Below are 17,640 nucleotides of genomic sequence, written 5' to 3' on the forward strand. Positions count from 1 at the left end.
ATCTTTTTTATTTCGTTCGCGTGCCCATCAGCCGCGAGCGCAAGGCGTTGGATGCAGCGTCGAAAAGGAAGACGACGATGAGGATCAACAGCACCATATAGGCGACGTTTTCCCAGTTGGCGTTGGTGCGCATCGCTTCCCAAAGCTTGAGGCCGATGCCGCCAGCGCCGACGGCGCCGATGATGGTGGCGCCACGCACGTTGGATTCCCATTGGTAGAGCGTCTGGCTGACGATGACCGGAACGATCTGCGGCACGATCCCGTAGCGATGCACGAGAATGGTCGGCGAACCGGTAGACTTGACGCCCTCGCGCGGCTTGTTGTCGATATTCTCCAGACCTTCGGAGTAGAGCTTACCGAGCGTGCCTGTCTCGGTGAGGAAGATCGCGCCGCTGCCGGCAAGCGGGCCGGGGCCGAAGGCGCGGGTCAGGAACAGTGCCCAGATCAGCATGTCGACCGAACGCAGGAAGTCGAAGAGGCGTTTCAGCACCTGATTGAGCAGCCGGTTCGGCGTGATGTTGCGGGCTGCCAGAAAGGCGAGCGGGAATGCCGCGAGCGAACCGAGCAACGTTCCGAGGAAGGCCATGACGATGGTCTGGAACAGTTTGGTCCAGACGTCGCCGTGCTGCCATGCGCTATTGTTCCAGACATTGTCGAAGGCCAGCGAGAGATTGGATTGCGTGGGGTCCAGCCGCGGCCCGGATACGATCAGGCTGATGACCTCACTCGCCGGCTTGTCGAAGAAGGGCGAATGCGTATCGAAGACGAAGTTGGCCCAGCCGAGAAAGCGCTTGCGGATCTTCACGCGGTCGGTGGAAATGCTGGCATCGCCCGCAAAGCCGAGATTGACCAGGATATTGTCGTCATAGACCGTCATCCAGCTGGGAACGGGCTCGGAGCCGACGATTTTCGGCACATCGCCGGCAATATCGATCGGAATTGTGATGCCATGCGCCGTCACGATGGCCTGCGTCTTGGTGACGGTTACCGTGCGGCTCGTGCCGCTGACGGAAACCGTCATGCTGCCATCGGGGTTGGTCTTCACCCAGTCGGGATTCGGATTGTCGCCCAGCGGCGAAAAACGCGGATATTTGATGGTGATCTTGTCGCCGGAGATGCGGAACTCCGGCTGCACGTCATAGCTCACCCATTCGCTGAGATAGATGCCGACGCGTTCCCAGCGTGCTTCGGAAATGACTTTCGGCAGATCGAAGAACCAGACTGCATAGATGCCGTAGAGGATGACGCCGATGAATATCATCAGCGCACCGAAGCGCTGGCGGAAGGACCGGTGAAGAACCTCCGGGTAACGTGCTTCCATTTCCTGCATGCGGCTCGCGTCGATGATGGACATGGTCAACCTCAATGCTGCAAAAGGAAGGCATGTTCGCCGACCAGACGGCGGCGGAGCCACGCGGAAAACTGATCGACGGCGATGATCGTCAGGAAGAGAAGCAGCACCAGCGCCAATGTCTTGGCGCCGAAGCCGCGCGAAATCGCAAGCTTCAGCTCCTCGCCGATGCCGCCGCCGCCGACGGCGCCGATGATGGTGGAGGCGCGAACATTGATCTCGAGGCGCAGCAGCGCATAGGACATGAAGTTCGGCAGCACCTGTGGCAGGGCGGCAAAGCGGACGCGCTCGCTCCAGCTCGCGCCGACGGCGCGCATGCCCTCGTCGGGTTTCATGTCGATATTCTCGACGACTTCATAGAAGAGCTTGCCGAGCGCACCGATCGTATGCAGGCCGACGGCGATGATGGCGGCGATCGGGCCGATCGACAGGATCGCCGAAAACAGTCCGGCGATGACAATCTCGGGAAAGGCGCGCAGGAATTCCATGATGCGCTTGGTCACCAGCCGGATCGGATTGGATGGCGACATGTTACGCGCAGCGAAGAAGCTCAAAGGCACGGCAAAGACGAAGCCGATGATGGTCGATACCAGCGCCACGTTGATCGTGACGATCATCAGCTCGAAATATTCGGGAATGTAGAAATCGCCCCAGACATAAACGCGGCCGAGCGGGAAATTGAACTCCTCGCCGCCGGCGCCATTGGCCCCGTTCGGGCTCGGCAGGTCGAAAAGCGCGCGGTAGACGTCCGCCCAGTCCTTGGGAATGAGCCAGCTCAGGAAATCGAAGAGATGCGGCAGGCGGTCGAAGAAATGACCAGCGTTGTTTTCGTCGGCGAAGCGCACCGAGCTGATGAAGGCGACGAGCAGGATCACGAGACCGATGCCGGTGTAGAGGCGGCGCTTGGCCACCATCTTGCTCCAGGCGTCGCCGATCTCCTTGGCGCTCTGCGGCGCGCTTTGTATGTTCGGGTGCGTATCGGCGATCGTCATGAAATCCTGCCCTTGTGAATTGCAAAGGGTGTGAATGGCAAAGGTGTGTGAATAGCAAAAGGGCGGCCGTTGCCGGCCGCCCCATTATCGGGATGCGGATCAGCCGCCGATGGCAGCCTTACGAACTTCGATAACGGCGTTGTAGAAATCCGGGGTAACCTTGACGTAGCCCTTGAAGTCGCCGCCTTCGATAGCATTGAAGCACTTGGCGTCGGTGCTCGGCAGCTTCAGGAAGAAGTCGGCCAGCTTGGTCTGCCATTCGGTGCCGAGAGCGTTGCGAACGACGAGCGGGCCGTTCGGGATCAGCGGCGAACGCCAAACTTCGACGAGCTTGTTCGGGTCGACGGTACCCTTGTCGACGGCCTTGCGGAAGGTACCGGAGGTGAAGCCATCCTTGAAATTGCCGATGCCCGAGGAATCGTCGACAGCAACGTCGACCTTGCCGTCATAGGCGGCGAGCAGGTTGTTCTCATGGCCGCCGTTGAACTGGGTCGAGGCGAAGAACTTGTCGTTCGGGGCGCCGGTGGTCTTCGGAATCTGCGTCAGCGGAACGAGGTAGCCCGACGTGGAGTCCGGATCGGCATAGCCGAGCTTCTTTCCCTTGGCGTCGGCGATCGTCTTGATGCCGGAGGACTTGAGAGCGAGGCCGATCGAATAGTAGCCGGTCGCACCGTCGGTCTGCTGTGTGGTCAGAATCGGGGTAACGGCCTTCGGGTCCTTGATGGCGACGGCTGCGTAGCCGGAAGCGCCGAGTTCTGCGAAGTCGAGCGTGCCGCCGAGCAGGCCCTGGATAACGCCGTTATAGTCGGCAGCCGGGAACAGCGAAACCTTCTCGAAACCGAATTCCTTCTTCAGGTGGTCGGAAAGGCAGGCGTAGTTGCGCAGGCGGTCGGCTTCGTTTTCACCGCCGAGAATACCGACGCGGAATTCCTTGAGATCTGCGGCGTTGGCAGCAGCGCCGGCTGCGAGCGCAACGAGCGCCGTAGCGGCAAAGAGTGCTTTCTTCAACATGGGTTCGTCTCCTGATTAACCGGTGTCCCCGGATGTCTTCGGTCTGATAGAAGAAATGCGCCCTTGACGCGGGCCTTCGATCCCGGCCGTCCCTCTCAGAGACCGGCCAGTGCCAGCGGTTGCGGGCCGGCAGATTCAGTCGCCGCGGCTTGGGCGGCCGGATCGGCGATGTTGATGGATGTCGACGTCATGGTCTCGTCGATGCCGGCGCCGTCCTTGTCGGTGCCGTAGATTTCCTTGACGGCGGCTGCCGTCAGATCGGTCGGCTTGCCGTCGAAGACGACTTTGCCACCTGCCATGCCGACGATGCGTTCGCAGTAATTGCGCGCCGTATCCAGCGTATGCAAATTGGTGATGACGGTGATACCTTCGCGCTCGTTGATATCCCGTAGCGCATCCATGACGATCTTGGCATTCAGGGGATCGAGCGAGGCGATCGGCTCGTCGGCCAGCATCATCTTCGGCTGCTGCATCAGGGCGCGAGCGATGGCGACGCGCTGCTGCTGGCCGCCGGAAAGCGTGCCGGCCATCTGCAGAGCCGTCTGCTCGATGCCGAGGCGCTCGAGTGCCGCGATGGCTTCAATGCGTTCCTCACGGGAAAAGACGGACAGCAGGCTCAGTACCGTCGAGCGCTGGTTGAGGCGGCCGAGCATGACGTTGGTAAGCACGTCGAGGCGCGGAACGAGGTTGAACTGCTGGAAGATCATGGCGCAATCGCGCTGCCAGCTGCGCAGCGCACGGCCGCTGAGCTTCGAAACCTCGGTGCCGGCGAAATGGATGGAACCGGAACTCGGATCGGCGAGGCGATTGATCATGCGCAGCAAAGTCGACTTGCCGGCACCGGATCGGCCTATGACGCCGACCATCTGTCCCTGCGGTATGTCCAAAGTCACGGAATCGACAGCGAGCTTGTTTCCAAACCGGCGCGAGACATTCCTGAGTTCGAACATAGTGCTTCCCTTTCGCGGCTGCCGGGCTGCAGAAATTTCAGCGGTACCGGTGCTAAGAATGGGCGCATGCCCCTGCCTCGAAGGGAGTTTCGACGGGGTCGGCGCCAATCACAAGGCAACCGATTAGTCCCGCTTCATGAAGCTCCGATGTCAGTTTTATGTAACTGCTGTTACAATTCCCGTCGTTTTTGCAAGATTAGCCGGCTGAGAGCTTTCCGTTATGTTTAGCCGTCAAACATGCCTGTCGGCAGGCCGTCCATGCTGAAGCTATTCTTCTCGCGCCGATATTCTTCAATGCCATCAGGACCCTTGGCTTTGGCCCACTGGTCGAGGCTCGGCCTCTCGCCTTCATAGGAAAAGAGCGGTACGCCGAAGCCGCAGGAGGTCTGCACGAGATCGAAGTCCAGCCATACGATCTGCCGTGCGCCGAGGGGCTCTTCGCCCGCATAGTGATCGTGCAGCAATTCCCGATATTCGGGTGTCGAGCGATGGATGATCCGCCCGCGGCCATAGAGGCGCAGGATCATCGGCGGCCCTTCGACGGCGCAAAACATGATCGTCAGCCGGCCATCGGCCTTCATATGGGCCGATGTCTCATTGCCGCTGCCGGTGCGGTCGAGATAGATGGCGGTATTTGGGGAGATGATGCGCAGGCACAGCGTTTCGCGCGGCGAAACATTGACCCGGGACGCCGATGTCGCAGATGCCGTGAAGAAGATGTGCTGCCGCGCGATGAAATCGCGCAGCCGGTCGTCGATGCTGGAAAATTGCTTTGCCATGGAAACTCCTCTCGATCCCGTCCTTGCAAGGATCATCTGAAAGCTGGATCGCTTGTCACCGCCTCGCAAGCCCGATGAGGGTAGAAAGCGTCCTCAGGCGGCGTAACGACCCAAAAACTCTTCCGCAGACAGGGTGCGGAAATCGGCAAGCGCCGTGCGCAGGCGGTCGTGATTCCAATCCCACCAGGCAAGTCTATCCATGCGCGCACCGACTTCGGCGGTGAAGCGTTCGCGGATCAGCTTGGCCGGCACGCCGCCGACGATCGTGTAGGGCGCGACATCTTTGGAGACGACCGCGCCCGCCCCAATGACGGCACCATTGCCGACCGTTACACCCGGCAGGATGGTGGCACCATGGCCGATCCAGACGTCGTGACCGATGATGACCCGGTTGTCGCGCCGCCAGGTGAAGAAATCCGTCTCCATATCGGCATCCGGCCAGTAGTCGGCGGCCCGGTAGGTGAAATGGTGCAGCGTGGCGCGCCATGTCGGATGGTTGGTGGCGTTGATACGCACGGCGGCGGCGATGTTGACGAACTTGCCGATCGTCGCGCACCAGACCGCACCATCCTGCATGATGTAGGAATAGTCGCCAATCTCGACTTCGTCGATGCGGCAGCGGTCGGAGACTTCGGTATAGCGGCCGAGCGTCGAATTGCTGACGCTCGCCGAAGGGCTGATGAAAGGCGTTTCGCCCAATTTGCGGCTCATGCGGCGGCCTTCCGCGGCGAGAACTGCGAGACATCGAGAATGCGGCTGCCGACGGCCTCGCGCACCTCCTCGTCATGGAAAATGCCGAGAAGCGCGACGCCGGCTTTCTTCTTCTGCTCGATCATGTCGACGACAACGGCCCGGTTGCGGGCATCGAGCGACGCCGTTGGCTCGTCGAGCAGCAGGATGGCGTGGTCGGTGATGAAGCCGCGCGCAATGTTGACGCGCTGCTGCTCGCCGCCGGAGAAGGTGGCAGGCGGCAGCTGCCAGAGTTCCTTCGGCAAGTTCAGTTGTGCGAGCAGTTCCGCGGCCCTGTCGCGGGCCTCGCTCACGGTCACGCCACGGCTGAGCAACGGCTCGGCAACCACATCGATGGCGGCAACGCGCGGCACGGTGCGCAGGAACTGGCTGACATAGCCCATGGTCTGGCGACGGACATCGAGCACGGTGCGCGGATCGGCCGTGGCGAGATCGACGATCCTGTCCCGGTGAGTAACAAGGATTTGGCCGCTGTCGACGGCATAATTGCCATAGATCATCTTCAGCAGCGAACTCTTGCCAATGCCGGACGGACCGCCGAGCACGACGCATTCGCGCGCGGCGACGGAGAAGGAGACATCGGCGACGACAGGCAGGCGGATGCCGTCGCGCAGATGCATGGTGAAGCTCTTGAAGACTTCGGAAACGACGAGTGGGGTTGCCATGTTTGTTCCTCAGACCTGCAGGATCGAAGAGACCAGCAGTTGCGTATAGGGTTCGCGCGGATCGTCGAGCACCCGGTCGGTCAAACCGTGTTCGATTACCTGTCCGTCCTTCATCACCATCATCCGATGCGACAGGAGACGGGCAACCGCGAGATCGTGCGTGACGATGATGGCCGAAAGGCCGAGATCGTTGACGAGGCCACGCACGAGGTCAAGCAGACGGGCCTGCACGGAGACGTCGAGGCCGCCGGTCGGTTCGTCCATGAAGACGAGGCGAGGGCCGGTCACCAGATTGCGGGCGATCTGCAGGCGCTGGCGCATGCCGCCCGAGAAGGCGCGCGGCTGGTCGTCGATGCGGTCGGCATCGATCTCCACCCGCTCCAGCCAGTCAATGGCGGTGTTGCGGATATTGCCGTAGTGGCGGTTGCCGATCGCCATCAGCCGCTCGCCGACATTGGCGCCGGCGGAAACCGTCATGCGCAGGCCATCGGCCGGGTTCTGATGCACGAAGCCCCAGTCGGTGCGCATCAGGAAGCGCCGCTCGGCCTCGTTCATGCGGAACAGATCGCGATAGGTCTCGTCGCGCATGTGGTATTCGACGCTGCCCGTCGTCGGCAGCAGCCGCGTCGAGATGCAATTGAGCAGCGTCGTCTTGCCGGAACCGGATTCGCCGACAATGGCCAGTACTTCGCCAGGCCAGAGCTCGAAGGACACATCGCGGCATCCGATGCGGCTGCCGTAGAATTTCGAGACGTCCTTGACCTTCAGAAGGGGTGAGTCACTCATTCGGCAGCCTCCTGGTTGGGTGCCAGCATCGAGCCGATATGGCCGTGGGCGCGACGGTCTTCGCAGAAATCGGTATCGGAGCAGACGAACATGCGTCCGCCCTTGTCGTCGAGGATCACCTCGTCAAGATAGACCTGCTCGGCTCCGCAAAGCGCGCAGGGCTTGTCGAAGCGCTGCACTTCGAAGGGATGGTCCTCGAAATCCAGGCTGACGACTTCGGTGTAGGGCGGCACGGCATAGATACGCTTCTCACGGCCGGCGCCGAACAGCTGCAGCGCGTCGGACAAGTGCATTTTCGGATTGTCGAACTTCGGCGTCGGCGAGGGGTCCATCACATAGCGGCCGGCGACCTTGACCGGATAGGCATAGGTCGTGGCGATGCGACCGTTGCGGGCGATATCCTCATAGAGCTTCACATGCATGAGGCCATATTCCTCGAGCGCGTGCATCTTGCGCGTCTCGGTCTCGCGCGGCTCGAGGAAACGTAAGGGTTCCGGGATCGGTACCTGGTAGACGAGCACCTGGTTGGAGCCAAGCTTCGCCTCCGGAATGCGGTGGCGCGTCTGGATGATGGTCGCCTCTTCCGCGCGGGTGGTCACGGCGACATTGGCGACCTTCTGGAAGAAGGCGCGGATGGAGACGGCGTTCGTCGTGTCGTCGGCACCCTGGTCGATCACCTTCAGAACGTCCTGCGGACCGATAATGGATGCCGTCAGCTGAACGCCGCCGGTGCCCCAGCCGTACGGCATCGGCATTTCGCGCGAGGCGAAGGGAACCTGATAGCCGGGAATGGCGATCGCCTTCAGGATGGCACGGCGGATCATCCGCTTGGTCTGCTCGTCGAGATAGGCGAAATTGTAGGTGGCGAGTTCGGTCATTCGGCTGCCTCCGTCATGGGTTCCATGCCGCGATCGCGAGCGGCCTCGAAGTCGCGGCGCATACGCCGCACCAGGTCGAGTTCGGCCTGGAAGTCGACATAGTGCGGCAGCTTCAGATGTTCGACGAAGCCGGTCGCCTGCACGTTGTCGGAATGCGAAATGACGAATTCCTCGTCCTGAGCCGGCGCAACGATGTCTTCGCCGAGCTCTTCGGCACGTAGCGCGCGGTCGACCAGCGACATGGCCATCGCCTTGCGCTCGCTCTGGCCGAAGACCAGGCCATAGCCGCGGGTGAACTGCGGCGGCGCCTTGGCTGAACCCTTGAACTGGTTGACCATCTGGCATTCGGTCACCTGGATGCGGCCGAGCGAGACGGCAAAACCGAGTTCCGGTACGTCGAATTCGACCTCAACTTCGCCGATGCGGATTTCGCCGGTGAAGGGGTGGGTGCGGCCGTAACCGCGCTGGGTCGAATAGCCGAGCGCCAGTAGAAAGCCTTCATCGCCGCGGGCGAGCGCCTGCAGGCGAAGGTCTCGGGTCATTGGGAATTCCAGTGGCTCGCGCGTCAGGTCGCCGATCTCGTGATCGACGGGCATGGTGCCGTCACCTTCGATCAACCCTTCCTGATCGAGAATTTCGGAAACGCGCATGACGCGGCCGTCTTCCGCCGGGCGCTGCATCGGCTCGTCCACAGGCTCGTCTGTCAGGAGGCTCGGGTCGAGCAGGCGGTGCGTGTAGTCGAAGGTCGGGCCGAGAAGTTGGCCGCCGGGCAAATCCTTATAGGTCGCCGAGATGCGGCGCTCGATCTTCATTGCTGAAGTGTCGAGCGGCTGGGAATAGCCAAAGCGCGGCAGCGTCGTGCGGTAGGCTCTGAGCAGGAAGATCGCCTCGATCATGTCGCCGCGCGCCTGGCGAACTGCAAGTGCGGCGAGCGTCCGGTCATAGAGCGAGGCCTCGGCCATGACGCGGTCGACGGCGAGTGCGAGCTGCGCCACGATCTGGTCGATACCGACAGCCGGCAGCGAGCGGTCGCCGCGGCGACGGTCGGCCAGCAGCCGGTGAGCATTGGCGATGGCGGCTTCGCCGCCCTTTACGGCAACATACATATGTTACATCTCCGTCGCAGTGATCTTGGTGGTGCGCGGCAGGCAAAGGAATTGCCGGCCCGCCGTCAGGATGAGATCGGCGCCGCGCGGGAAAAGGGCGCGATTGTCGTTCCAGATGCGCAGCAGCGCATCCGGCAAGCCGATTGGCGCAATCATGGTGATGTCCTTGATCCCAGGGCCGGAAAGCGCCAGGTCCTTGCCGCCTTCCAGGCTTTCGATCTCAAGCACAATGGTCGTGGAACGGTCCGGATATTCCTGGGTGCCGATGCCGAACTGGCTGAAGGAGGAAAGCGCCATACCAGCTTCAAGAAAGGCAAAATGTGCCTCCAGCCGCTCCGATATGATGGGTGCGCCGGTATGGAATGCCAGCCATTCCGGCAGGCTCGATCGCGCGAGACCATTGGAGAGCCAGACCGGCGTGTCGTGATCGCAAAGGGTGAGCCCGATGGCGCCGGCAGCGATGCCGAGCGGAGCCGGCGGCGCAATGTCGGCCGCAACGGTCTGCAGGGTGCCGGGACGCGCCATGGCGTCCATCGTCATCTTGAAGACACTCTGGGCGTCGAAAACCGGATCGGTGAAGCCGCCGGTCAGGGCTTCGTTGCCGAAGGTTGGGGTGCTGGAAAGGCTCATCAATCTTCTCCGCGAACCATGGTGAAGAAATCGACGCGAGTTGCTGCCGTCTCTTCGGCGCGCTTGCGGTCATAGTTTTCGATACGTTCGGTCACGGGCTGCAGGATCGCCTTTTCGACGAATTCCTTCGTGGTCGATTGCTGCCAGAGTGCATCGAAGATGGCCGAAAGGCGGGCCTTTTCGCGATCTGTGCCGAGCGCGTGCGCATGGCCGATCGTGTTGGATGCCAGCCGGACGGTAGCGCGTGTCACCGTGACTTCGCCGAGGTTAAAGGGGGAGCCGCCACCACCGATGCGGCCGCGCACCATGACCAGCCCGGTTTCGGGGCCGCGCACCGGCTGGACTGTCGGCTTGCTCGGCAATGCTTCCCAGGCCGCCTCTAGCTCGTCGCGTTCTGCCTGCGCCAAGAGATCGGCGACGCGCTTGCGTTCCCGCCGCTCTTGTGCCGCCGCTTCCTGCCTTTGTGCTGAATTCATCGCGCCTTCCTCTAAATGTCTATTGATATAGACAACCATACAAGATATATTTATATCTATTAGTGAGTCGTGACAAGCGTGTGACAGGGCGAGTGGGCGAAATGGCAGGGCAGAAGATACAGAGGCAGACGGGGGTGGCGCTCTGGCGGCAGATTGCCGACCGGATTCGTACGTCCATCAATCACGGCGACTTCGACGAGACGGGCATGGTGCCGCCGGAAACGGTGCTGGCGCTGCAGTTCGGCGTCAACAGGCACACGATCAGAAGTGCGTTGGCGGCGCTTGCCCAGGAAGGCATCGTCAGGGCCGTGCAGGGGCGGGGGACGCTCATCGAGCGCAAGGAGCGGCTGAGTTTTCCGATTTCAAGGCGCACGCGATTTTCGCAAGGGATCGGCGATCAGGTGCGCGAGACCCGCAGCGTACTGCTTGCATCAGGTGAAGAGGCCGCCAGCGCCGAATTGGCCAGGCAGCTAAAGATCAGGACCGGCACGCCGCTGATAAGGCTCGAAACGCTGGGTCAGGCGGATCATCGGCCGGTATCGCGCGCCACCAGCTGGTTTCCGGCAGATCGTTTCGGCGATATCGCGGAGGTCTATCGGACGACCGGTTCGATCACCAAGGCATTCAAGGAGCTTGGCGTGCCCGATTACGTCCGCGTCGTCACCGAGATCACCGCGACGCATGCCGACGAAAGCGATCTCACCGATCTGCAGCTATCCCCGGGCGCCATTGTTCTCGTCGCACAGGCGCTGAATGCGGATCTCGACAATGTCCCGGTGCAATACTCGATTTCCCGCTTCGCCGCCGACAGGGTGCGCTTCACTGTCGAGAATTGAGAGTGGGCGGGGGGTAGCCCCTCATCCGGCCTATCGGCCACCTTCTCCCCGCCGGCGGAGAGAAGGGGAAAAACGCGCTCTCCGTCGCATCGCAATCCCGTTGGAATCGGGAATTTTGGAAGAGATAGTCCCCTCTCTCCGCTTGCGGGGAGAGGGCTAGGGTGAGGGGCTTTCCAGCCCAAATAGATTGCGCTCAATGCGCGCCGGACATGTCGCCGAGGACTTCCTTCGAGGCGACGGTGGAATCGGCCTTGAGCTTGTAGACCATCGGCACGCCGGTCGCGAGGTTGAGTTCGAGGATCTGCGCCTTGCTCAGGCGATCGAGAACCATGACGAGCGAGCGCAGCGAATTGCCATGGGCGGCCACCAGCACATTCTGGCCGGCAAGCACGCGCGGCAGGATTTCGGTCAGGTAATAGGGCCAGACGCGGGCGCCGGTGTCGCGCAGGCTTTCGCCACCGGGCGGCGGGACGTCGTAGGAGCGGCGCCAGATGTGGACCTGCTCTTCGCCCCACTTGGCGCGGGCGTCATCCTTGTTCAGGCCGGAGAGATCGCCATAGTCGCGCTCGTTCAGAGCCTGATCCTTGATGGTTTCGAGGCCCTGCTGGCCGATTTCATCGAGGATGATTTTCAGCGTGTGCTGGGCGCGTGTGAGTGCCGAGGTAAAGGCGATATCGTACTTGATGCCGTAATCGGCCAGAGCCTTGCCGCCGGTTTTGGCTTCTTCGACGCCAAGCGCCGTCAGATCGGGATCCTTCCAGCCGGTGAAGAGATTCTTCAAATTCCAGTCGCTCTGGCCATGGCGAACGAGGACGAGAGTGCCGCTCATAAAATTTCTCCTTAATGAAGCAATTCCAGGAAAGGTGTGTAGCGGTTTTCCGTCCGGAATTGCGAGACAATAAAAGGCCGGAGCGGGTCGGCAGGTCCCTGCCGATCCGCTCCGGGATAGGATCAACGTGTGGAGAGCCCGAGAACATCGAGCATGGAATAGAAGCCGGGTTTCTTGTCGCGTGCCCAGAGTGCTGCCTGCAGCGCGCCGCGAGCAAACAGCGATCGGTCGCCGGCATTGTGCGACAGCGTCAGCCGCTCGCTCTCGCTGGCGAAGATTACCGAATGATCGCCGACCACGCCGCCGCCGCGCAGGGTCGCAAAGCCGATCGTGCCCGCAGGACGCGCACCCGTATGGCCGTCGCGCACGCGCACGGAATTGTCATTGAGATCGATGCCGCGGCCCTTCGCCGCCGCCTGGCCGAGCAGGAGTGCCGTGCCCGAGGGCGCATCGACCTTGTGGCGATGATGCATCTCCAGCACTTCGATGTCCCAGTCGTTCGAAGGCAATGCCCGCGCCGCCTGTTCGACAAGCACGCTCAAAAGGTTGATGCCGAGACCCATATTGCCCGATTTGACGATGCGGGCATGGCGCGCGGCCGCCTTGAACTTGGCCTCGTCCTCATCCGAGCAGCCGGTCGTGCCGATGATGTGGACGATGCGTGCCTGTGCGGCGAGGCCGGCAAAGGTGACGCTGGTTGCCGGCGTCGTGAAATCGATGACACCTTCGGCATGAAGGAAGGCGGAAAGCGGATCGTCGGTGACGGGAATGCCGATCGGCCCAAGCCCGGCGATCTCGCCGGCATCCTTGCCGATGAAGGCGGAGCCGGGACGGGCAACAGCGGCATGCAGAGTTACGCCGTCGGTTGCATGAATGATGCGGATGAGAGCCTGTCCCATGCGGCCCGCCGCGCCAACTACCACCAGCTTCATCGCATCGTCGCTCATATCGTCTCTATCGTCTATTTGCGGGAACTACTTGAAATCGCCGGTAGCTGCAGGTTGTTGAGCCGAGCGTAGAGGCCATTGTCGGCCCTCGCAAGCGTCTCGTGGTTGCCCTCTTCGACAACTCGGCCGTTCTGCATGACGACGATCTTCTCGGCGCGAACAACCGTCGACAGGCGGTGCGCGATGACGACGACCGTGCGGCCGCTCATCGCCTCTTCCAGCGCCTTCTGAACAGCTGCTTCCGATTCCGTGTCGAGCGCCGAGGTCGCTTCGTCCAGAAGCAGGATCGGTGCATTGCGCACCAGCGCGCGGGCGATCGACAGTCGCTGCCGCTGGCCGCCGGAAAGCGTCACGCCGTTCTCGCCGACCGGTGTATCGTAGCCCATCGGCTGCGCCTCGATGAAATCATGGGCGTAGGCGAGACGGGCTGCTTCCTCGATCTCGGCATCGGTCGCGTTCGGGCGGCCGTAGCGGATATTGTCGCGGATCGTGCCTTCGAAGAGATAGGGCTGCTGCGAAACATAGGCGAGCTGCTCCCGCAGCGACTGTTTCGTCACATGCGCGATGTCCTGCCCGTCAATGAAGATGCCGCCGGCCTTGGGGTCGTAGAAGCGCGGGATGAGATTGATGACGGTGGACTTTCCGGCACCGGATGGCCCAACGAGTGCGGTCGTCTGTCCGCCTTCGGCTGTGAAATTGACGCCGGACAGGACGGATTCGTCACCATAGGCGAAATGCACGTCGCGGAACTCGATGCGGGCGTCGGTGACTTTGAGCGGCTTGGCATCTGGCAGGTCGCGCTGGCGCGGCTCCATGTCGAGCAGCTCGTAGATCATCCGCGCGTTAACGACCGCCCGCTCGAGCTGCACCTGCAGCTTGGCAAGGCGGCGCGCCGGATCATAGGCGAGCAGCAGCGAAGTGGCGAAGGAGAAGAATACGCCGGGCGAGACATTGTCGTAGATCGAGCGATAAGCGGCATAGGCAAAGAGGCTGGCGATCGCAAAGCCGGCGACGGTTTCGATCAGTGGACCGTTGCGTTCCGAAAGGCGGGCGATGCGGTTCTGCCGGTGCTCGGCGGCGGTGATCAGCTTATTGATCTTGCGCTCGAGCTCCTCTTCCATCGTGAAGGCCTTGACGATGGAGACGCCTTGAATGGTCTCCTGCATCGCGCCGAGCACATGGCTGTTCAGGACGATCGCATCGCGCGTGGCGGCGCGCAGGCGCTTGGAAATATAGCGCAGCGCGAAGAAGAGCGGCGGCGCGATAACGACGAATGCGATGCTGAGCACCGGATCCTGGAACACCATGACGCAGAGCAGGGCGATGAAGGTCAGAAGGTCGCGTGCCGTCGACGTGATCGTCAGGTTCATCACATCGCGGATGCCTGAGACGTTCTGGCTGATGCGGGCGGCGAGCTGTGCGGAGCGCGCTTCGCTGAAGAAGCCGACCGACAGGGTCATCAGGTGTGAATAGAGCCGGCGCTGGTAGCGGGCGATGATATTGTTGCCGATCTTCGACAGGATGACCGACTGGAAATATCCGGCAAAGCCGCGCACCACGAAAACGAGGAAGATGCTGAAGCAGATTTTCCAGGCATCGACGATATCGCGCGCGATGAAGGCGCTGTCGATGACCGATTTGACGATGTAGCCGATGTAAGCGGTCGAAAGCGCAACGAGGATCAGGCAGGTAATCGCGATGGAGTAGCCGCGGATGTGATCGCGGCCGTTCTCGGCGATAATACGCTTCAGCATGCCGGTAATGGCTTCGCTGTCGACGTTTTTGCTTTTCGGGTCAGGCAATTTCAATAATCGGCTTCCTGTCTTGAACCAAGCGAGCCGCATCTGGCACGTGCTTTCGCGGCTCTATTAAAGAGTTAGCACGGCTTTGGCTAGACATGGCTTGCCGCGCTGGTTAAGGCCGATCACGGAGCCGGGCCCATTATAGAGGAAGGCGGCCTCTTCAAAAAGGAGGCGCGCCGGCTGTTTTGGCGCGCCTTGAGCTGTTTGGCAAGCGTTAACGCCGCCAGCGACGGCCCTCCGTCGCAAGGCCGAAGCTGGTGGATTTGCGAGCATAGGTCGCAAGTCCGGAAAGAGCTGCCAGCGGATTGACGACCACGTGCGTCGGGATCGTCTTCATCATTTCAGTGTGCGGCGCCTTGTCCTCGAAGGCTGCGCGGAATTCCGGCTTCTGGAGCGCCGGCAGGATTTTCTGCGGGATGCCGCCGGAAAGGTAGACGCCGCCACGCGCCATGAAGATCATGGCGATATCGCCGGCGACGCGGCCGAGATAGGTGACGAACAGCGTCAACGTCTCCTCGGCCTGCCTGTTGGTGCCGGCGAGCGCGTGGTTGGTGATGTCGGCCGGTTCCTTCAAACTCGGTTCGATGCCGTCGGCCGTGCAGATCGCATGATAGAGGTTCTGCAGGCCGCGGCCGCAGATCACTTGCTCGGCCGAGATGCGGCCTTCGATCGGATCCAGATGCGGCCAGATCTGCAGGTCGCGTTCCGTACGCGGTCCAAGATCGATATGCCCGCCTTCGCCCGGCACGGGCACCCATTGATGCTGGGTATGAACCAGAGCGCCGACGCCAAGCCCGGTACCCGGCCCAAGCACGACGCGCGATGCGGTCATGTTCCCGGATGCTTGGCCGATGGTTTGGCGATGCTCGTCGGAAATCTCGGCGATCGCGAGCGCCTGCGCCTCGAAGTCGTTGATGACGAGCACGTCCTCGATGCCGAGATTGGCGATCATCGTCTTCGGACGGATCACCCAGGGGCAATTGGTCAGAGGAATCTCGTCGCCCTGTACCGGCCCCGCCATGGCGAGAATTGCCGAGCGCGGCTGAACTTTGCTGTTTTCGAGGGCGAGTTTGATCGCATCGTCGATCGTGGCGAAATTCGCCGTCTGCACGACCGGGAAGTGCTCCTGCTCGGAGTCCGCATCGGCAAGGATCGAGAAGCGTGCATTGGTGCCACCGATATCGCCGATCAGGATTGGGAAAGGCAAGGGGGCATCACTGTGATTGAGCTCGGGCATGGCCAGGTCCGTGGTCTGCCGCCGGCAAGGCGGATTAATGGTTCAGTGTTTTGATCAGCCGCTCGGCGGTGGATTCGTTGAGCGCCATCGGAATGTCGTAGAGAACGGCAAGCCGCGTCAATGCCTTCACGTCGACGTCATGCGGGTGCGGAGTGAGAGGATCAATGAAGAAGACGAGCATGTCGATCTCGCCGGTGGCGATAAGCGCGCCGATCTGCTGGTCGCCGCCGAGCGGGCCGCTTTTCAGACGGGTGACCTTGAGGTCGGGGCAGGCATCCAGCACGCGGCCGCCCGTCGTACCCGTGGCGACGATGTTCCAATTGGCAAGGGCGGCCTCGTTGCGCCGTGCAAACTCTGCCATCGCATCTTTTTTCTGATCATGCGCGATCAGTGCGATGCATTTGCTGCCGGCCATGAAATCTTTGCTCCGCCTGATGCTTTCAATCGATTTACCCGCCTTCTATACCAAGGGGGCGCGTTTTGAAAGACGCCTCCGGCAAGGACGATCCAGGATCTATTGCTGCGGAATCTGACCCGGCGGCGTATCGCCCGAAACCGGCATCGCATCCGTCTCCGCAGAAACGCCGGCAGTTTTGGCGCCAGAGGCAGCCGGGCGTGCGGAAGCAATCGAAGGTGCTGCCAATACGGCCTGGCAAGCCTTGGGAAGATCGGCGACCATGACCTCGCGCGGCTTGACCGGCGGCTTTGTGCTGGGCTTCGGCTTGGCCCAGGGCTCGGCTCCGAACCACCAGGCAAGCGACTTGTCGCAGCCATCGCCGGCGGCGACCGGCGCCTGCCCCGTGCAGCCGACGGAGCCGGCTGGGCAGCGAAGGCGGATATGGAAATGCGAGTCGTGCCCGTATTCCGGCCGCAGCTTACCGAGATTGCTGCGATCGCCCGTCCAGGTCTCGCACATCTTCTTCTTGATCGCCGGGTTGACGAAGATACGCTCGACCTCGGGATAGCTCGCCGCGCGCATCAGCAGGCGCGCATGCGCCGGCGTCCAGACCTTGTCATTGATCGACAGGAACTTGTCCTTGGCGAGCATCGTGGTGAAAGGCATAGCTTCGCGCTCTTCCGCCGTCATCTTGCGCCGTGGCATCGGCGTCAGCCAGACGTCGGCGTCAAGGCCGATCTGATGCGAGGCGTGACCGTTGATCATCGGGCCGCCGCGCGGCTGCGAGATATCGCCGACAAGCAGGCCCGGCCAGCCGTCATTCTTCGCCGCGTCGCGCGACAGGCGCTCAAGCAGGCCGATCGTTTCCGGCCGGCCCCAGCGACGATTGCGCGACAGGCGCATCGCCTGCCACGTCGGGCCGTCGGCCGGCAGAGCGACTGCGCCGGCGAGGCAACCCTTGGCATAGAAGCCGATCGATTGCGGCGGCCCCTGTGTCGGTAGCGTCACGGCGCCGAAGACCGCTTTTGCGCTGCCGGGCGAAGGTGTGGCCTGCTGCGCCAGCGCATCGCTGGCGACAAGGCCCATCCCGATCGAGGTTGCGAGAGAGAATTTGCCGATCGTTCGAAAGGCGCGAGCCAGAAGTGAAGCCATGCATATCCTTGAAGGCGGTCGGCATTAGCCGAAGTGATTTGCCGCGAGATTATCCTGAAACAGGAT

The 17,640-nt window shown here is 62.0% G+C and carries 19 protein-coding genes; 1 reads left to right on the top strand and 18 read right to left on the bottom strand.

The window, feature by feature from the left end:
• Positions 1-7: 7 nt before the first annotated feature.
• The 12 genes from phnE (AC13RE_RS26145) to phnG all read right to left on the bottom strand — a co-directional run bounded on the left by phnE (AC13RE_RS26145) (position 8) and on the right by phnG (position 10,374).
• Positions 8-1,354 carry a phosphonate ABC transporter, permease protein PhnE gene (phnE, locus tag AC13RE_RS26145; protein WP_488565093.1) on the bottom strand — a complete coding sequence of 449 codons (1,347 nt, stop codon included), beginning with the start codon at positions 1,352-1,354 and terminating at the stop codon, positions 8-10.
• 8 nt (positions 1,355-1,362) lie between these two features.
• Positions 1,363-2,343: a phosphonate ABC transporter, permease protein PhnE gene (phnE, locus tag AC13RE_RS26150; protein WP_488565094.1), complete on the bottom strand. Its 981-nt coding sequence runs from the start codon at positions 2,341-2,343 to the stop codon at positions 1,363-1,365.
• Positions 2,344-2,442: 99 nt separating this feature from the next.
• Positions 2,443-3,354 (bottom strand): phosphonate ABC transporter substrate-binding protein, encoded by a 912-nt coding sequence (gene phnD, locus AC13RE_RS26155; RefSeq protein WP_488565095.1) that lies wholly within the window; start codon positions 3,352-3,354, stop codon positions 2,443-2,445.
• 95 nt (positions 3,355-3,449) lie between these two features.
• Positions 3,450-4,304: a phosphonate ABC transporter ATP-binding protein gene (gene phnC, locus AC13RE_RS26160; RefSeq protein WP_132721042.1), complete on the bottom strand. Its 855-nt coding sequence runs from the start codon at positions 4,302-4,304 to the stop codon at positions 3,450-3,452.
• Between the two features lie 224 nt (positions 4,305-4,528).
• Entirely contained in the window at positions 4,529-5,083 is a 555-nt protein-coding gene (locus AC13RE_RS26165) for a pyridoxamine 5'-phosphate oxidase family protein (RefSeq protein ID WP_132721043.1), read from the bottom strand.
• A gap of 93 nt (positions 5,084-5,176) precedes the next feature.
• Positions 5,177-5,794, bottom strand: a complete 618-nt coding sequence (locus tag AC13RE_RS26170; protein WP_488565096.1) for a DapH/DapD/GlmU-related protein — start codon at positions 5,792-5,794, stop codon at positions 5,177-5,179.
• On the bottom strand, positions 5,791-6,498 hold the full coding sequence (gene phnL / locus AC13RE_RS26175) for a phosphonate C-P lyase system protein PhnL (protein WP_488565097.1): 708 nt from the start codon (positions 6,496-6,498) through the stop codon (positions 5,791-5,793). Before phnL ends, AC13RE_RS26170 begins: the two co-directional genes overlap by 4 nt.
• 9 nt (positions 6,499-6,507) lie before the next feature.
• Positions 6,508-7,284: a phosphonate C-P lyase system protein PhnK gene (gene phnK / locus AC13RE_RS26180; RefSeq protein ID WP_015338361.1), complete on the bottom strand. Its 777-nt coding sequence runs from the start codon at positions 7,282-7,284 to the stop codon at positions 6,508-6,510.
• Positions 7,281-8,162, bottom strand: coding sequence for an alpha-D-ribose 1-methylphosphonate 5-phosphate C-P-lyase PhnJ (locus tag AC13RE_RS26185; RefSeq protein WP_488565098.1), 882 nt, complete (start codon positions 8,160-8,162; stop codon positions 7,281-7,283). Before AC13RE_RS26185 ends, phnK begins: the two co-directional genes overlap by 4 nt.
• Positions 8,159-9,268 carry a carbon-phosphorus lyase complex subunit PhnI gene (locus tag AC13RE_RS26190; protein ID WP_112414834.1) on the bottom strand — a complete coding sequence of 370 codons (1,110 nt, stop codon included), beginning with the start codon at positions 9,266-9,268 and terminating at the stop codon, positions 8,159-8,161. Before AC13RE_RS26190 ends, AC13RE_RS26185 begins: the two co-directional genes overlap by 4 nt.
• A gap of 3 nt (positions 9,269-9,271) precedes the next feature.
• A complete protein-coding gene (phnH, locus tag AC13RE_RS26195; RefSeq protein WP_132721048.1) occupies positions 9,272-9,898 on the bottom strand; it encodes a phosphonate C-P lyase system protein PhnH in 627 nt (208 codons plus the stop codon).
• On the bottom strand, positions 9,898-10,374 hold the full coding sequence (gene phnG, locus AC13RE_RS26200; RefSeq protein ID WP_488565099.1) for a phosphonate C-P lyase system protein PhnG: 477 nt from the start codon (positions 10,372-10,374) through the stop codon (positions 9,898-9,900). Before phnG ends, phnH begins: the two co-directional genes overlap by 1 nt.
• A gap of 101 nt (positions 10,375-10,475) precedes the next feature.
• On the opposite strand from phnG, the gene phnF reads away from it, so the two are divergent.
• Positions 10,476-11,210 (top strand): phosphonate metabolism transcriptional regulator PhnF, encoded by a 735-nt coding sequence (phnF, locus tag AC13RE_RS26205; protein WP_488565100.1) that lies wholly within the window; start codon positions 10,476-10,478, stop codon positions 11,208-11,210.
• A 193-nt stretch (positions 11,211-11,403) separates the two neighbouring features.
• Here phnF and AC13RE_RS26210 read toward each other — a convergent pair whose 3' ends face one another.
• The 6 genes from AC13RE_RS26210 to mepA all read right to left on the bottom strand — a co-directional run bounded on the left by AC13RE_RS26210 (position 11,404) and on the right by mepA (position 17,574).
• A complete protein-coding gene (locus tag AC13RE_RS26210) occupies positions 11,404-12,039 on the bottom strand; it encodes a 2,3-bisphosphoglycerate-dependent phosphoglycerate mutase (RefSeq protein WP_488565101.1) in 636 nt (211 codons plus the stop codon).
• 122 nt (positions 12,040-12,161) lie between these two features.
• The gene (gene dapB / locus AC13RE_RS26215) at positions 12,162-12,986 is read right to left on the bottom strand and encodes a 4-hydroxy-tetrahydrodipicolinate reductase (RefSeq protein ID WP_488565102.1); all 825 of its coding nucleotides are present in this window, start codon (positions 12,984-12,986) and stop codon (positions 12,162-12,164) included.
• Positions 12,987-13,000: 14 nt separating this feature from the next.
• Complete coding sequence (locus AC13RE_RS26220) at positions 13,001-14,740, bottom strand: ABC transporter ATP-binding protein (protein ID WP_488565155.1); 1,740 nt, start codon at positions 14,738-14,740, stop codon at positions 13,001-13,003.
• A gap of 262 nt (positions 14,741-15,002) precedes the next feature.
• A complete protein-coding gene (locus tag AC13RE_RS26225) occupies positions 15,003-16,025 on the bottom strand; it encodes a glucokinase (RefSeq protein WP_132721052.1) in 1,023 nt (340 codons plus the stop codon).
• A gap of 34 nt (positions 16,026-16,059) precedes the next feature.
• Positions 16,060-16,440: a methylglyoxal synthase gene (locus tag AC13RE_RS26230; protein WP_015338371.1), complete on the bottom strand. Its 381-nt coding sequence runs from the start codon at positions 16,438-16,440 to the stop codon at positions 16,060-16,062.
• Positions 16,441-16,539: 99 nt separating this feature from the next.
• Positions 16,540-17,574, bottom strand: a complete 1,035-nt coding sequence (gene mepA / locus AC13RE_RS26235) for a penicillin-insensitive murein endopeptidase (RefSeq protein ID WP_488565103.1) — start codon at positions 17,572-17,574, stop codon at positions 16,540-16,542.
• Positions 17,575-17,640: the final 66 nt, after the last annotated feature.

This window comes from Martinezella sp. CNPSo 3959 (genome assembly GCF_057784355.1).

What these genes read in the sequence shown, in the direction of transcription:
- phnE (WP_488565093.1), bottom strand. Translation starts at nt 1,354, where the DNA reads ATGTCCATCATCGACGCGAGCCGCATGCAGGAAATGGAAGCACGTTAC.
- phnE (WP_488565094.1), bottom strand. Translation starts at nt 2,343, where the DNA reads ATGACGATCGCCGATACGCACCCGAACATACAAAGCGCGCCGCAGAGC.
- phnD (WP_488565095.1), bottom strand. Translation starts at nt 3,354, where the DNA reads ATGTTGAAGAAAGCACTCTTTGCCGCTACGGCGCTCGTTGCGCTCGCA.
- phnC (WP_132721042.1), bottom strand. Translation starts at nt 4,304, where the DNA reads ATGTTCGAACTCAGGAATGTCTCGCGCCGGTTTGGAAACAAGCTCGCT.
- AC13RE_RS26165 (WP_132721043.1), bottom strand. Translation starts at nt 5,083, where the DNA reads ATGGCAAAGCAATTTTCCAGCATCGACGACCGGCTGCGCGATTTCATC.
- AC13RE_RS26170 (WP_488565096.1), bottom strand. Translation starts at nt 5,794, where the DNA reads ATGAGCCGCAAATTGGGCGAAACGCCTTTCATCAGCCCTTCGGCGAGC.
- phnL (WP_488565097.1), bottom strand. Translation starts at nt 6,498, where the DNA reads ATGGCAACCCCACTCGTCGTTTCCGAAGTCTTCAAGAGCTTCACCATG.
- phnK (WP_015338361.1), bottom strand. Translation starts at nt 7,284, where the DNA reads ATGAGTGACTCACCCCTTCTGAAGGTCAAGGACGTCTCGAAATTCTAC.
- AC13RE_RS26185 (WP_488565098.1), bottom strand. Translation starts at nt 8,162, where the DNA reads ATGACCGAACTCGCCACCTACAATTTCGCCTATCTCGACGAGCAGACC.
- AC13RE_RS26190 (WP_112414834.1), bottom strand. Translation starts at nt 9,268, where the DNA reads ATGTATGTTGCCGTAAAGGGCGGCGAAGCCGCCATCGCCAATGCTCAC.
- phnH (WP_132721048.1), bottom strand. Translation starts at nt 9,898, where the DNA reads ATGAGCCTTTCCAGCACCCCAACCTTCGGCAACGAAGCCCTGACCGGC.
- phnG (WP_488565099.1), bottom strand. Translation starts at nt 10,374, where the DNA reads ATGAATTCAGCACAAAGGCAGGAAGCGGCGGCACAAGAGCGGCGGGAA.
- phnF (WP_488565100.1), top strand. Translation starts at nt 10,476, where the DNA reads ATGGCAGGGCAGAAGATACAGAGGCAGACGGGGGTGGCGCTCTGGCGG.
- AC13RE_RS26210 (WP_488565101.1), bottom strand. Translation starts at nt 12,039, where the DNA reads ATGAGCGGCACTCTCGTCCTCGTTCGCCATGGCCAGAGCGACTGGAAT.
- dapB (WP_488565102.1), bottom strand. Translation starts at nt 12,986, where the DNA reads ATGAGCGACGATGCGATGAAGCTGGTGGTAGTTGGCGCGGCGGGCCGC.
- AC13RE_RS26220 (WP_488565155.1), bottom strand. Translation starts at nt 14,740, where the DNA reads ATGCTGAAGCGTATTATCGCCGAGAACGGCCGCGATCACATCCGCGGC.
- AC13RE_RS26225 (WP_132721052.1), bottom strand. Translation starts at nt 16,025, where the DNA reads ATGCCCGAGCTCAATCACAGTGATGCCCCCTTGCCTTTCCCAATCCTG.
- AC13RE_RS26230 (WP_015338371.1), bottom strand. Translation starts at nt 16,440, where the DNA reads ATGGCCGGCAGCAAATGCATCGCACTGATCGCGCATGATCAGAAAAAA.
- mepA (WP_488565103.1), bottom strand. Translation starts at nt 17,574, where the DNA reads ATGGCTTCACTTCTGGCTCGCGCCTTTCGAACGATCGGCAAATTCTCT.